Below are 12,641 nucleotides of genomic sequence, written 5' to 3'. Positions count from 1 at the left end.
CCTGTCACCGTTCGCCCGGCGCGAGCGGGGCGCGCCGGGCCAGCTGGGCGGCGACCAGGCCCGCGGCCGTCAGCGCTTCGGCGATCACGGCAGCGGGCAGTCCGGCGAGGGCGAGCGCGGCCCCGAGGACGAGCACCACGACGACGATGACGGTCTGCTCGCCGGTGGGCCGGGCCGGGGGCGTGGGGACGACACACGGCAGGCGTCGACGCGACTTGTCCATGAACTACCTCTGGATCTCGGAGTGCTGATGTTCCTGGGCCCCGCGCCACCCAGGGCGCGGGGCCGACCGGGCGACGGCGTACGCCCGTTGCGCAGCATGGTGGCACCGGATCCGGGCCCTCGCCGGAGTTGATGCATCCCCGCCCCGTCTGCGCGACGACCCCCTCGCCCGGCAGCCGCCGACGCGTCTGCCGGGCCCCGGACGACCTGCGCGGATGCCGGGGGCCGGAACGCCTGGGGCGTACGGCGGCGGAATTGATGCATCGAGGAGTACGTCGGCCTCCGCCGCCCCGGTCCGCTCCTTCAACCCTCCCCTTGGGTACGTCCCCGCTCACACCTGACCGTCGGATTTGATCCGCCGCCACAGCGCCGCCAGCGAGTCCTCGGTGTCCGCCTGGGTCACCGTCCGAGAGAGGGCCTGCTCGGTCCCGTGGAGCATGTCCCGCACCAGGTCGCCGCCCGCGTCGCAAGGGTCCTCGCCCGGAGCCGCGAGCGCTGCCCGCAGCTGGGTGAGGGCCTCGGCGTGGAGGCGGTCGACGCCCTGCGCCGTGAGGCCGAGCACACCCGCGATCTCGGCCCGCGTCAGACCTTCGTAGAAGAACAGCGTGACGACGGTCTTCTCGCGCTCCGGCAGCGCGTGGACAGCGTGCGCGAGCAGCCGGAGCAGCTCGTGGTCCTCGGCGGCCGCGCCGGAGTCTTCGGCCACGGCGCCCAGCAGGTCGTGTTCCTCGGCGCCGGAGTCAAGGAGTTCCTCCAGCGACGTGTCGCCCGCGGGCGACCACCGGCGCAGCCTCCGCAGTTCGTCGACCATCGCCCCGCGGATGTGGATGACCGCGTACGTCTCGAACCTGACCCCCTGGTCGGGGGTGAACCTCCGGACCGCGTCGAAGAGCCCCCACATCCCCGCGGAGACGAGGTCCGCCTGCTCCGCATGGACAGGCGCGCCGACGCTCACGCGGTCCACCACGTACCGCACCAACGGCATGTAGTGGTGCACCAGTTGGTCACGCAGGAGCCGTTCACCCGTCGCCTGGTACGCACGCCACAGCTCGTCCGGTGTCGTGGGCTCGGCGGGCCGTCCGGCGAGGCGAAGGTTGTGGCGGTGCGTCACTGCTCCCCACCTCGCTCCCCGTCAAGGAGGCCCGTGCGCCGCAGCTCCCGCGACAACGGCGCGAGCGTGCGCCGCGCCTGGCTCAGGAGGGCGCGTACGGTCGACTTCTCGATGCCCATCGTCCGGGCGATCTCGGCCGTGGGCAGGCCCGCGAGATGGCGCAGCGCCACGGCTTCGCGCTGCCGCAGCGGCAGGCGCGCGATCGCCCGGCACACCTTGAGGTAGCCCTCCTTCACATCCATGAGCGCGGCCGGCTCGGGGGCGCGAGCGGGGCGGTCGACGTCGTCGAGAGGGACGCTGCCCGAGTGGCGGCGGGACAAGCCGATCGCCTCACGGACCACCGTGGTGGTGAGCCAGGCGTCCCACGCGCGCACCGGCTCCGCGTCCGGGTCGTTCATGCGGCGCCAGCACTGGTAGAACGCTTCCTGGACGGCGTCGTGAGCCAGCGCGGGCATGCCCCCGCACACCAGGGCCGCCTTGCCGAGCAGCCTCGGCCGGAGGTCCCTGTACAGGGCGTCGAACGCGGCGCCGACGGACTGCCCTGGCTGACCGGGCATTCACCGGTGCTCCTCGTCGCGGACGGTGACGGCCCAGGAGACGCCGTCCTGTTCGGTCACCTCGGCGGAGCCGCCGCCGCGGGCGAGACCGTGCAGCATGGCCGCCATCGTGTCACGCCGCACCCGCTCGCGGACCCGGTACGCGTAGGCCCGCGCCACGATCCCGACCGCGGCGCTCGCGCCGGTCCCCAGGCACACCCACCCCCACACTGTGAGCACGGTGGTGTTCTCCTCTCCGCTCTTCCCGACTCGCCGGGAGACCCCGACACTGCGTAGAGCGGAGCGGCCTCGAAAGCGCTTAGGGGAGGCCCGGGAACCACCTGTCCGGGCGACGCGCGGAAAACCCGTGCGAGTCCGGCGATGAGTTTCGGGGGCGAGACGGGTCCAGAGAAGCACGGGCCGTTGCAGAGAGGAACCGATCATGTCGAGCGCGCAGACGCCGCGGAGTGCCGAGACCCCTGGTACGACATCGCCGACGGGCACGGAGCGGCAGACCGCCGCGGGGAAGGTGCTGTGGCACTTCACGATGTCCCTCGACGGGTTCGTGGCGGGGCCCGACCACAGCGTGGACTGGATGGAGGGGACCTCGTTGCGCCCCGGCCTCGTCGACGAGTACGCCGGGACGACGGGTGCCGTCCTCGGCGGCCGGGACGGCTGGGACGCCTTCCCCGACCCCGGCGGCCTCTACGGCGGCCGGTGGCGAGGGCCGGTGTTCGTCCTCACGAACCATCCGGAGGACGCGAAGCCCACCGACGGCGTCACGTTCCTGTGCTGCGACGTCGCCGAAGCGGTCCGCGTCGGCCTCGAAGCCGCCGGGGGCAAGAACCTGGAGGTCCTCTCCGCCTCGATCGGCCGCCAGCTCCTCCAGCGCGGCCTGATCGACGAGATCGCCCTGCACGTCGCGCCGGTGCTGCTCGGCGACGGGATCCGCCTCTTCGACAACCCCGGCGGCGCCCCCGTACGCCTCGAACTGCTCGGCGGCGACACCCCCTCGGCCGCGGTGGACGTGCGTTACCGCCCGGTCCCGGCCGGCTGAACTTCCCGCACGCGGCCGTGTACACCAGGGCTCCCCGGGTACCCGGCGGTCTCCCGGCTGCGAGTACGGCCCCAGTACACGACACGAGGGAGGACCGGCATGACCAGCGGCACCGAGACCGGTGACGTCACCGGCACGCGGGACAAGGACTACAACCTGGTCTGGTACGTCGAGGCGTGCCTGAGCAACGCCCTGCGGCTCGAGGCGTACGTCCAGGACGCGGAGCGCGCCAAGGACACCGAGGTCGCGGAGTTGTTCCGCAAGGCACAGGCCGACAGCCGCAAGGGCGCCGAGCTCGGCAAGAAACTGCTGCGCTCGCGCTTGCAGGAAGGCTGACGGACACGCGGAAGGCCTCCTCACCGTCTCGGTGAGGAGGCCTTCTCGCGGCCGGAGGGCCGCACCCGGCTGAACGCCGCACGAACGGACACCGGTCTCACGACACGTCAGGAACCTCCCGCTCCGCCGGCCCTATACGATCCCGATCACATGGGGGCTCCTGCGGGCCCCGACCACTTCGAGACGCAGGCAAACTGGGGGAATTCCCATGGTGAGAAGCGGGTTCGTCCGGACGGCCACGGTGGCCGTGACCGGTGTGATGCTGGCGGCGGGCACGGCCCAGGCGTCGGCCACCGACCGGGCCGAGCAGCCGGTGCCGGACGCGGCGGGGGTCCAGGCCGCCCTCGAACGCACCGTCGCGGCGGGCGCGCCCGGCGCGTTCGCGGTGATCCGGGACCACGACACCCCGGGCGTCGACCGGACCGTCGCCGTCGGCAAGGCGAACCTCGACGGCACGCCCATGAACGGCGAGTGGCGCTTCCGGGTGGGCAGCAACACCAAGATGTTCACCGCCGCCCTCGTGCTCCGCCTGGCCGACCAGGGCCGCATCGACCTGGACAAGCCGGTGCGCGAGTACCTCCCGGCCGACACCCTGCCCGCCGACTGGAACATGACCGTCCGCCAGGTGATGCAGCACCGCTCCGGCATCTACGACCACACCAACGACCTCCTGGAGCAGCCCGGCGAGGAGACCACCGACGCGTTCGAGAAGCGCATCCGCAACACCGTGTACGAGCCCGCCGACCTCGTGGCGCGCTCGGTCAAGCACGGCCCGCAGAGCGCCCCGGGCACGAAGTACTCGTACTCGAACACCAACTACGTCGTGCTGGGCCTGGCGATCGAGCACCTCACGGGCGACACGTACGCGAACGTGCTGCGCAAGGAGATCATCAAGCCGCTGGGCCTGAAGAAGACCTCCTACGTGGTCCCGAGGAAGACCATCTCCGGGGCGCACGTCACCGGCTATCTGACGAACGACGACCGCTCCAAGCCGCTGCTCGACTCCACGAAGCAGAACGGCTCCTGGGTGGGCAGCGCGGGCGCCGTCATCTCCTCGGCCGCCGACATGGACCGCTTCCTCACCGCGCTCCTCTCCGGCGACTCCGGTGAGCTGATCTCCGACAAGTCGCGGAGCGAGATGACGACCGTGCTGCCGACGCCGACGGCGAAGGTCAGCTACGGCCTCGGCCTGCGCGAGATCGCCCTGTCCTGCGGCAAGGTCTACGGCCACGGCGGCATCGTCCAGGGCTTCCAGACGCAGTCCTTCTCCACCCGCGAGGGCGACCGCACGGTCGTGGTCTTCGCCAACGCGTCCAACAACAGCGCGGTGACGCAGGGCCTGACGAACACCCTCGAACCGGCCTTCTGCGGCACCAAGCCGTCCCCGGCCGCCAAGAGTTCCCAGCGCGCCCCGCGCTCGGCGGACGTGAACGCCACCCCGCGGGTACCGGCCGTCGAGGACAGCCGGATCTGACGCCGCACCGGGTGAGCGGCCCGCGGGCGGGGGTGCCCCCCCGCCCGCGGGCCGAGCGGACGTCATGCCTCCGCCACGGCCTCCAGAGGGCCGAGGGCGGCCGCCCTGCGGGCCGGGACGGCGGCCGCCAGCGCACCCGCCGCCAGGGACAGCACGCAGATGAGGACCAGCGTCCCCCAGGGCAGCCGCAGGGAGTACTGCTCCAACGCGCCGTTGGCCAGTGAGCCGACCGCCCAGGCGCCGAACAGGCCGGCCGCGAGGCCGAGCGCCGTGCCGAACGCGGCGACGGTGACCGCCTCGACGCGGATCATCCGCCGGATTCCCGCGCGGTCCATGCCGAGGGCACGCAGCGCGCCGATCTCACGGGTGCGTTCGGTGACCGACATGGCCAGGGTGTTCACGATGCCGAGCGTGCCGATGACGACGCCGATGGCCAGCATCCCGTACACCACGTTCAGCAGGTCGGCCACGGGACCCGCGGCCTCACGGACGAGTTCCTTCCGGTTGTGCACGGTCAGCAGCGGGCTGTTGCCCACGGCGGTGCGCAGCCGCTCCTCCACGGTCTCGGAGACGGCGCCGCCGTCGGTGCGGACGAGGACGCGCTGGACGGAGCCGGGGACGAGGCCGTGCCGGGCCACCTCCGTGCGGACGCCGAGCGCGTCGCGGGCGACGGGGTTGTCCTGGTAGACGCCCACGACGGTGTACCGCTCGGTCCGGCGGCTCTGCCCCATGCGGAGGTCGATGCGGCTGCCCGCGCTCACTCCGCGTTCCCGGGCGAGGGTGCGGGAGAGGGCGACCCGGCCCGGCCCGAGGTCCTTGCCGGAGCCGCTGACGTAGGTGAGCTTCAGGACGTCGTGGACGGTGTGCGGGTCGACGCCGGAGATCTCCCGGACACCGCCGCCGACGAAGACGGTGGAGTCCGTCACGGGAGACGCGGTCCGCACCCCCGGGGACGCGGCCACGCGCCGTACGGCGGCCGGGTCGACGGCGGTCGTGGCGGTGCGGGAGCCGATCACGTAGTCGGCGCCGAGCCCGGCCGCGGCCTGCCGGTCGAGGGCCTGCCCGGTGGAGTGGCCGATGACGGCGAGCCCGGCGACAAGCGCGGTGCTGACCATGAGCGTCGCGGCGGTGGCCGCGGTGCGCCGGGGGTCGCGCAGGGCGTTCTCCCGGGCGAGCCGTCCGGGGACGCCGAAGCGGTCGGTGAGCCGCCCGGCCAGCCGGATCACGGGGGCGGCGAGCAGCGGTGCGAGCACCGTCAGGCCGACGACGAGCAGGGCGCAGCCGGTCAGCGCGCTCCGCACGTTGTCCTCCGACGCGTCCTTCGCCCCGGAGAGGGACACGAGCCAGCCCGCGCCGAGGGCGAGAAGCCCGAGTCCCACCGCGCCGCGGGCCTTGGACCGGGTGGCACAGGGCGGCTGTTCGGCCGTGCGCAGCGCCTCGACGGGGGCGACGCGCGCCGCCCTGCGGGAGGGCAGCCACGCGGCGAGCACGGTGACGCCGACGCCCACGCCGAGCGCCGCGACGACGGAGGCCGGGCCGATCACCAACGGACCGTGCGGCAGCCGGTCCCCGCCGGTGCTCAGCACGTCGGGCAGGAGGGAGGCGACGCCGAGGCCGAGGACGAAGCCCGCCGTGGACGCGACGAGACCGACCAGGAGCGCCTCCAGGAGGACGGAGCGGGCCACTTGGCGGCGGGAGGCACCGATCGCCCGCAGCAGCGCGATCTCCCGGGTGCGCCGCGTCACGAGCATGGTGAAGGTGTTGACGACGAGGAACGAGCCGACGAACAGCGAGACCCCCGCGAACACCAGCGGCAGCTTCGCGTACCCCCGCGTCAGGGTGTCGACGAGGACGGCCTGCTGTGCGGCCTGGGCGGCGCCGGTGGTGGCCTCGGCGCGGTCGGCGGGGAGGACGCCGGTGACGCGCCGGGCGAGGTCGGGCGCCGCGGTGCCGGGCGCCGCCGACAGGTCGATGCCGGTGTAGTGGCCCGGGGAGGCGAACAGTCTCTGGGCGGTGGCCTTGTCGAACAGAGCGAGGGTGCCGCCCGCGGTGACCCGGGTGTCCTGCGTGGTGACGATGCCGACGAGCCGCTTGGTCATGACCGGGCCGTCGGTGGCGAGGGTGACGGTGTCGCCGAGGCGCAGGTGCCCGGCTGCGGCGGTGCCCCGGTCGACGGCGAGTTCGCCGCCGTGCCGCGGGGCGTGGCCCTCGGTCAGGGGGTGGCGGCTGTCCTTGCCGTCCGCACCGGGCACGAAGGCGGCGGCCAGGTTCGCCCACGCCTTCCCGGCCCGCAGCGGGGTGCCGTCCGCCGCGTTCAGGGTGGCCGAGCCGTCGGCCGCCGGGCGCACCGCGGCGACACCGGGCACGCCCGCCAGCTTGCGGACGAGGGCGTCGTCGAGCGCGCTGGCGCCACGGTCCGCGGTGGCGCGGGGTGGGAAGGCCTTCGGGGTCACGGTGACCGCGATGTCGGCGAAGCTCTTCGACGCGGCGGCTCGGTGGGCGGCGGTGGTGGAGTCGGCGAAGACGAGGGCGCCGCTGACGAACGCGACGCTCAGGCAGACCGCGAGGACGGTCATGATCTGCCGGGCCTTGTGCGCGAGGGCGCCGCGCAGGGCTGTTCTCAACATGGGTGACTTCCGGGGAGGGCGGGGCCCGGGGGCCGCGAGCGGGTGGGGCGGGTTCGGTCCGGGACCGACCCGGTTCAGCCGGTGCGTGCGCCCGACGGCCGCGGCTTCCCCACGGCGGTGCGCGGCATCAGTTCCAGGATCCGCTGGGGAGTCGGGTGGGTCGTCTCGTCGACCAGGCGGCCGTCGGAGAGGAACACCACGCGGTCGGCGAACCCGGCGGCGACGGGGTCGTGGGTGACCATGACCACGGTCTGGCCGAGTTCGCGCACCGAGTCGCGCAGGAAGCCGAGGACCTCGCCGCCCGTGCGGGAGTCGAGGTTGCCGGTGGGCTCGTCGGCGAAGACGACCGCGGGCCGCGAGACCAGGGCGCGGGCGACCGCGACGCGCTGCTGCTGGCCGCCGGAGAGCTGCGCGGGCCGGTGGCCGAGGCGCTGGGAGAGGCCGACCATGGAGACGACGCGGTCCAGCCACTGCCCGTCGGGGCGGCGTCCGGCGATGCTCAGGGGCAGCGTGATGTTCTCCAGGGCGGTCAGCGTCGGCAGCAGGTTGAACGCCTGGAAGACGAAGCCGATCCGGTCACGCCGCAGCCTGGTGAGGCCGCGGTCGTCGAGCGTGCCCAGGTCGGTGGTGCCGACGCGGACGGAGCCGGAGGTGGGCGTGTCGAGCCCGGCGGCGCAGTGCAGCAGGGTGGACTTGCCGCAGCCGGAGGGCCCCATGATCGCGGTGAACTCGCCCTCGCGGAAGGCGATGCTGACCCGGTCGAGCGCGACGACCCGGGTGCCGCCGCTGCCGTAGGCCTTCGACAGGTCGGTGGTGGCGGCCGCGATTCCCGGCGTCGGGGGCGGGGCAAGGGCGTCGGCGGTCAACGGGGCTCCTCTTCGGGTGCGGGCGGGTGCACTTCGAAGGGTGTCCGGGGAACGTATCGGGGCCTGGGCCACCGTGTATCGGCGCCCGCGCCGGTGTGCGGCAGTTCTGTAGGGGCGGGCGGTGACGGCTCTGCTCTGGGGGCCGCGGCGGCGGTCAGTCCGGCAGCCGAAGCGTTGCCACGGCGCCGCCGTCCGGGGCGTTGTCCAGGAGCAGTTCGGCGCCGAGCAGCCGGGCCTGCCCCAGGGCGATGGTCAGGCCGAGGCCGTGACCACCGCCGCGTTCGGCCGCGCCGGTGTGGAAGCGGCGCGGGCCGTGGCGCAGCAGGTCCGCCGGGAAGCCGGGGCCGTGGTCGCGCACGACGACCGTACGGCCCTCGACGGTGACCCGCACCGGAGCGGCCCCGTGCCGGTGGGCGTTGATGACGAGGTTGCTGACGATGCGCTCCAGGCGGCGCGGGTCGGTCTCCACGGTCAAGTCCCCCGCCGCGCCCCGCGGACCGGCCGCGCCGGCGCCGACGACCTCGGTGGCGTGGCCGGTGCGCGTCACGGCCTCGGCGACGACGGCGCCGAGCGGCACCCGGGCTCGGACGGCCTGTTCGGCCCCGGCGTCGAGGCGGGAGACCTCCAGGAGGTCCTCGACCAGGCCGCGCAGGTCGCGCACCCGGGCGCGCAGCAGGTCCTCCGTCTCGCCTGGCGGCAGCAGGTCGACGGCGGCCAGGAGGCCGCCGACGGGGGTGCGCAGCTCGTGGGCCACGTCCGCGGTGAACCGGCGCTCGGTGCGCAGCCGTTCGCCGAGGGAGTCGGCCATCCGGTCGACGGTGGCGGCGATCTCGGCCACCTCGTCGCGGCCCTTGGTGGGCCCGGTGCGCGCGTCGAGGTCCCCGGCGGAGATGCGGCCCGCGGTCTCGGAGACCCGGCGCAGCCGCCGGGCGAGCAGCCCGGCGCCGTGGACGGCCAGCGGCGCGGCGGCGGCGAGCGCGATCAGCGAGGCGACCGCCATGGTGATATCGAGACGGCGCAGGGTGTGCAGCTCCGGGCCCAGGTTGACCCGCACGGCGAGCACGGGGCTGCCCGGGCCGCCGGTGCGCTGGGCGGCCCAGGCGCTGGGCCCCAGGTTGCCCTGGACGCTCCCGTCGTGGGCCGCGTGCCGGTCGCCGTCGGCGGGGTGGCGGAGCGCCGCGGGCAGGGCGGCCGGATCGAGTTCGGCGCCGTCCGCCAGGGTGCCGGTGCGGCGGTACACGTCCATGGCCGAGTAGAGCGTGTTGAGGGCCCGCGCCCGGGCCCGGTCGCGGATGTCGCCTTGCGTCCACACGTGGACGAGTACGCCCACCACGGCCACCACCAGGAAGGCGGTGGCCGCGGCGAGCGCCGCGATCTTCCAGCGCAGCGAGGTGCGGCCCCGCCGGGGCCGGGGACGCGGACGCACGGGGTCAGCGCCGCAGCTTGTAGCCGAAGCCGCGGACCGTCTCGATGCGGTCCCGGCCCAGCTTCCTGCGCAGCCGCTGTACGCACAGGTCCACGACCCGGCTGTCGCCGTCCCAGCCGTACTCCCACACGTCGCGCAGCAGGGTGTGCCGCTCCAGTACGACGCCGGGGCGCGCGGCGAACTCCAGGAGCAGCTTCAGCTCGGTCGGGGTCAGCGCCACCGGGCTGCCGGCGAGCGTCACTTCCATGCCCGCGGTGTCGATGGCCAGGTCGCCGAAGACCAGCGTGCGCCTTTCGGAGGGCCGCTCTTGTTCCGTGGCGGTCCCGGGGGCCGGGAGGGGCGCGTAGGTCGCCCGCCGCAGCAGGGAGCGGATGCGGGCCACGAGGACGTAGGTGTCCACGGGCTTGACCACGTAGTCGTCGGCCCCCGCTTCCAGACCGGCGACGACGTCGAGGCCGTCGCCGCGGGCGGACATCATCAGGACGGGCACCAGGCTGGTCTCGCGGACCCTGCGGCACAGTCCGATCCCGTCGAGGCCGGGCAGCATCACGTCCAGGACCAGCAGGTCGAAGCTCTCGTCGCGGAAGAGTTCGAGGCCCGTGAGGCCGTCGGGCGCGGCCCGCACCGCGTATCCGTAGCGCTCCAGGGCGAGGGCGAAGGAGCGGCGCATCAGGTCGTCGTCCTCCACCAGCAGTACGCGTACGGCGGGCGGAGCGGACGGGGACACGGGCGGGTGGCTCCTGTTCGTGGGCGGGGAGGCGACGGGGGTCCCGCGGCGGCTGCCCGGCCGGTGACCCGAAAGGAACGATACGGCAGACACCGGACACGGCGACCTCGTGGCGGCCGGGGCCCGGATCCGATGGACGATCAAGCGCTTCCTGATACGTGGCCGATACACAGCAGGCCCTCGGACCCGCCCGCGTGATCATCGTAGGATCGCGGTGAGCGGACCGCCCCGGTACCGGCGGGGCCCGTCCGAGGGGCACGGCGGTCGACACCTGCGGAGGCACGATGGACGAGCGCCGGGCGCTCCCCGACGACGCGCTGGCGGAGGCGGCGGACGCGTTCCAGCGGCTGCGGCCCCGGCTGTTCGGCATCGCCTACCGCATCCTGGGCAGCGTGAGCGAGGCCGAGGACGTGGTCCAGGACGCGTGGGTGCGCTGGCAGGGCACCGACCGGGACACGGTCGTCGCGCCGGGGGCGTTCCTCGCGAAGGTCACCACGCACCTGGCGATCAACGTGGCCCAGTCGGCGCGGGTGCGCCGCGAGGCGTATGTGGGGCCGTGGCTGCCGGAGCCCGTGGACACCAGCGTGGACCCGCAGGTCGGCGCGGAGCGCGGCGAGGCCGTCGAGCTGGCCGTGCTGCTGGTCCTGCAGCGGCTGAACCCCGTGGAGCGGGCGGCCTATGTGCTGCGGGAGGCGTTCGGCTACGCGTACGAAGAGATCGCGGACATGCTGGGGCTGAGCGGGGCCAACGCGCGGCAGGTCGTCAGCCGGGCCCGCAAGCACCTGGCCGCCGGGCGCCGCGCACCCGTCGACGCGGCCCAGCACCGGCGGCTCCTGGAAGCCTTCGTCGCCGCCGCGCGCGACGGTGACGTCGCCGCCCTGGAGGACGTCCTGTCGGCCGACGTCGTCGCCTACGCGGACGGCAACGGCATGCGGGGCGTGGCACGCCTTGAGGTCGTGGGCGCCGGGCGCGTGGCGCGGATCAGCGCCTTCGCCAAGAAGTTCTTCCCCGGTGCCGACTACGTCCTGGTCGAGGCCAACGGCCGTCCCAGCCTGCTCCTCGTCCAGGAGGGTGCCGCCGTCGCCCTGGTGAGCGTCACGGTGGGGCCCGACGGGATCAACGGGCTCTACTGGGTCCTGGCGCCCGACAAGCTGCGGGCGTACGAGCGGTCGGTCCGGGCGCGCACCGGCCGGCCGTAGCGCGGAGGCGGCGTCCGCCGGCGCCGGTCAGTGCTGCCGGAGCCAGTCCTCGTAGCGGGTGGTGGCGGTGTGTGCCGTGTCGTCGCCGGTGAGCACGTCGGGGAAGCCCGCGAACAGCCCGGCGCCCTCGTCGGTGACGACGGAGCGGCCGTCGGGCCTCACCGCGAGGGTGATCTCGCCGAGCCGGTCGAGCCGGTGGATTTCGGGGCCCGCGATGTCGCGCACGCCGTTCGAGGGCGCGCCCTGTGCCGCGTCGGCGACGGCGGCCGCGACGTCGGCGGAGGCGATCGGGCGCAGCGGGAGCGAGGGCAGGCGCACCTCGCCGCCCTGGGTGGACATGTCCATCACCGGGGCGACGAACTCGAAGAACTGGGTGGCGCGCACGATGCTGTACGGGACGCCGCCGCCGCGCACGGCTTCCTCCTGGGCGACCTTGGCCCGGTAGTAGCCGTAGTCGGGGACCTGGTCGACGCCGACGACGGAGAGCGCGACGTGGTGGCGGACGCCCGCCGCCCGCTCCGCCTCGGCCACGTTGCGAGCCGTGCGCGTGAAGAAGTCGAGCGCCGCCCCGGCCTCGAAGGACGGGGAGTTCGACACGTCCACGACCACGTCCGCGCCCTTGAGGGCGGGGGCGAGGCCCTCACCGGTGAGGGTGTCGACGCCCGTGGACGGGGAGGCCGCCACGGTCTCGTGTCCGCGCTCGCGCAGCCGCGCGACCACCTGGGAGCCGATGAGGCCCGTACCGCCGATGACCACGATCTTCATCACTGTCTCCGTTCGCTGCTCCGGCTCGTGCCCGACCGCGGGGTGCGGGTGGCACCGCTGCGGGCCCGGTGCGTCCGCGCGCACACCAACAGGACAGGACGGCGGCCGCATCTGTGACAGCCGGATACGGGCCCTTTCCGGAGGGCGGCGGCCGGGGTCCGGGGCGCCGGGCCGCACATCACGGCCGTCCGGATCGCAGCGCCTCCCCGGGACCCGCCAGGAGGTGAGACGGCCGTCACACGTGCGGATGTCACAGACGGCCGGGCCGTCTCGTCCAAGGGTGTGTCACCGCAAC

The 12,641-nt window shown here is 74.3% G+C and carries 13 protein-coding genes; 4 read left to right on the top strand and 9 right to left on the bottom strand.

Annotated elements, in window-relative coordinates:
- Window positions 1-4: 4 nt before the first annotated feature.
- From AC5WAM_RS38805 to AC5WAM_RS38790, 4 genes are all read right to left on the bottom strand, one after another.
- On the bottom strand, window positions 5-223 hold the full coding sequence (locus AC5WAM_RS38805) for a hypothetical protein (RefSeq protein ID WP_495520499.1): 219 nt from the start codon (window positions 221-223) through the stop codon (window positions 5-7).
- Between the two features lie 330 nt (window positions 224-553).
- Window positions 554-1,333: a sigma-70 family RNA polymerase sigma factor gene (locus tag AC5WAM_RS38800; protein ID WP_495520498.1), complete on the bottom strand. Its 780-nt coding sequence runs from the start codon at window positions 1,331-1,333 to the stop codon at window positions 554-556.
- Window positions 1,330-1,890, bottom strand: a complete 561-nt coding sequence (locus AC5WAM_RS38795; RefSeq protein WP_495520497.1) for an RNA polymerase sigma factor — start codon at window positions 1,888-1,890, stop codon at window positions 1,330-1,332. Before AC5WAM_RS38795 ends, AC5WAM_RS38800 begins: the two co-directional genes overlap by 4 nt.
- Window positions 1,891-2,109 carry a hypothetical protein gene (locus AC5WAM_RS38790; RefSeq protein ID WP_495520496.1) on the bottom strand — a complete coding sequence of 73 codons (219 nt, stop codon included), beginning with the start codon at window positions 2,107-2,109 and terminating at the stop codon, window positions 1,891-1,893. It abuts the gene before it with no gap.
- Window positions 2,110-2,311: 202 nt separating this feature from the next.
- On the opposite strand from AC5WAM_RS38790, the gene AC5WAM_RS38785 reads away from it, so the two are divergent.
- The 3 genes from AC5WAM_RS38785 to AC5WAM_RS38775 all read left to right on the top strand — a co-directional run bounded on the left by AC5WAM_RS38785 (window position 2,312) and on the right by AC5WAM_RS38775 (window position 4,736).
- Window positions 2,312-2,926 carry a dihydrofolate reductase family protein gene (locus AC5WAM_RS38785; protein ID WP_366795020.1) on the top strand — a complete coding sequence of 205 codons (615 nt, stop codon included), beginning with the start codon at window positions 2,312-2,314 and terminating at the stop codon, window positions 2,924-2,926.
- A 99-nt stretch (window positions 2,927-3,025) separates the two neighbouring features.
- Window positions 3,026-3,262: a hypothetical protein gene (locus AC5WAM_RS38780; protein ID WP_366795019.1), complete on the top strand. Its 237-nt coding sequence runs from the start codon at window positions 3,026-3,028 to the stop codon at window positions 3,260-3,262.
- A gap of 208 nt (window positions 3,263-3,470) precedes the next feature.
- A complete protein-coding gene (locus tag AC5WAM_RS38775; RefSeq protein ID WP_366795018.1) occupies window positions 3,471-4,736 on the top strand; it encodes a serine hydrolase domain-containing protein in 1,266 nt (421 codons plus the stop codon).
- A gap of 62 nt (window positions 4,737-4,798) precedes the next feature.
- Here the strand turns inward: AC5WAM_RS38775 and AC5WAM_RS38770 are convergent, their stop codons facing one another.
- The 4 genes from AC5WAM_RS38770 to cseB all read right to left on the bottom strand — a co-directional run bounded on the left by AC5WAM_RS38770 (window position 4,799) and on the right by cseB (window position 10,382).
- Window positions 4,799-7,363: an ABC transporter permease gene (locus AC5WAM_RS38770; protein ID WP_495520495.1), complete on the bottom strand. Its 2,565-nt coding sequence runs from the start codon at window positions 7,361-7,363 to the stop codon at window positions 4,799-4,801.
- Between the two features lie 74 nt (window positions 7,364-7,437).
- Window positions 7,438-8,229 (bottom strand): ABC transporter ATP-binding protein, encoded by a 792-nt coding sequence (locus AC5WAM_RS38765; RefSeq protein WP_495520494.1) that lies wholly within the window; start codon window positions 8,227-8,229, stop codon window positions 7,438-7,440.
- A gap of 154 nt (window positions 8,230-8,383) precedes the next feature.
- A complete protein-coding gene (locus AC5WAM_RS38760; protein ID WP_495520493.1) occupies window positions 8,384-9,655 on the bottom strand; it encodes a HAMP domain-containing sensor histidine kinase in 1,272 nt (423 codons plus the stop codon).
- A gap of 4 nt (window positions 9,656-9,659) precedes the next feature.
- Window positions 9,660-10,382: a two-component system response regulator CseB gene (gene cseB / locus AC5WAM_RS38755; RefSeq protein ID WP_495520492.1), complete on the bottom strand. Its 723-nt coding sequence runs from the start codon at window positions 10,380-10,382 to the stop codon at window positions 9,660-9,662.
- A gap of 284 nt (window positions 10,383-10,666) precedes the next feature.
- Between cseB and sigJ the strand changes: the two genes are divergently transcribed.
- Window positions 10,667-11,581 carry an RNA polymerase sigma factor SigJ gene (sigJ, locus tag AC5WAM_RS38750; protein ID WP_495520491.1) on the top strand — a complete coding sequence of 305 codons (915 nt, stop codon included), beginning with the start codon at window positions 10,667-10,669 and terminating at the stop codon, window positions 11,579-11,581.
- Window positions 11,582-11,608: 27 nt separating this feature from the next.
- Here sigJ and AC5WAM_RS38745 read toward each other — a convergent pair whose 3' ends face one another.
- Window positions 11,609-12,346 (bottom strand): SDR family oxidoreductase, encoded by a 738-nt coding sequence (locus tag AC5WAM_RS38745; RefSeq protein WP_495520490.1) that lies wholly within the window; start codon window positions 12,344-12,346, stop codon window positions 11,609-11,611.
- Between the last annotated feature and the right edge of the window lie 295 nt (window positions 12,347-12,641).

It is taken from the genome of Streptomyces sp. JLYT201 (assembly GCF_059448825.1).
Note: the sequence above shows the minus strand (reverse complement) of the source record. Positions and strands in the feature narration are given on the sequence as shown.

Coding starts and splice junctions, on each gene's coding strand:
- AC5WAM_RS38805 (WP_495520499.1), bottom strand. CDS start 223: ATGGACAAGTCGCGTCGACGCCTGCCGTGTGTCGTCCCCACGCCCCCG.
- AC5WAM_RS38745 (WP_495520490.1), bottom strand. CDS start 12,346: ATGAAGATCGTGGTCATCGGCGGTACGGGCCTCATCGGCTCCCAGGTG.
- AC5WAM_RS38770 (WP_495520495.1), bottom strand. CDS start 7,363: ATGTTGAGAACAGCCCTGCGCGGCGCCCTCGCGCACAAGGCCCGGCAG.
- AC5WAM_RS38775 (WP_366795018.1), top strand. CDS start 3,471: ATGGTGAGAAGCGGGTTCGTCCGGACGGCCACGGTGGCCGTGACCGGT.
- AC5WAM_RS38785 (WP_366795020.1), top strand. CDS start 2,312: ATGTCGAGCGCGCAGACGCCGCGGAGTGCCGAGACCCCTGGTACGACA.
- AC5WAM_RS38780 (WP_366795019.1), top strand. CDS start 3,026: ATGACCAGCGGCACCGAGACCGGTGACGTCACCGGCACGCGGGACAAG.
- AC5WAM_RS38795 (WP_495520497.1), bottom strand. CDS start 1,890: ATGCCCGGTCAGCCAGGGCAGTCCGTCGGCGCCGCGTTCGACGCCCTG.
- sigJ (WP_495520491.1), top strand. CDS start 10,667: ATGGACGAGCGCCGGGCGCTCCCCGACGACGCGCTGGCGGAGGCGGCG.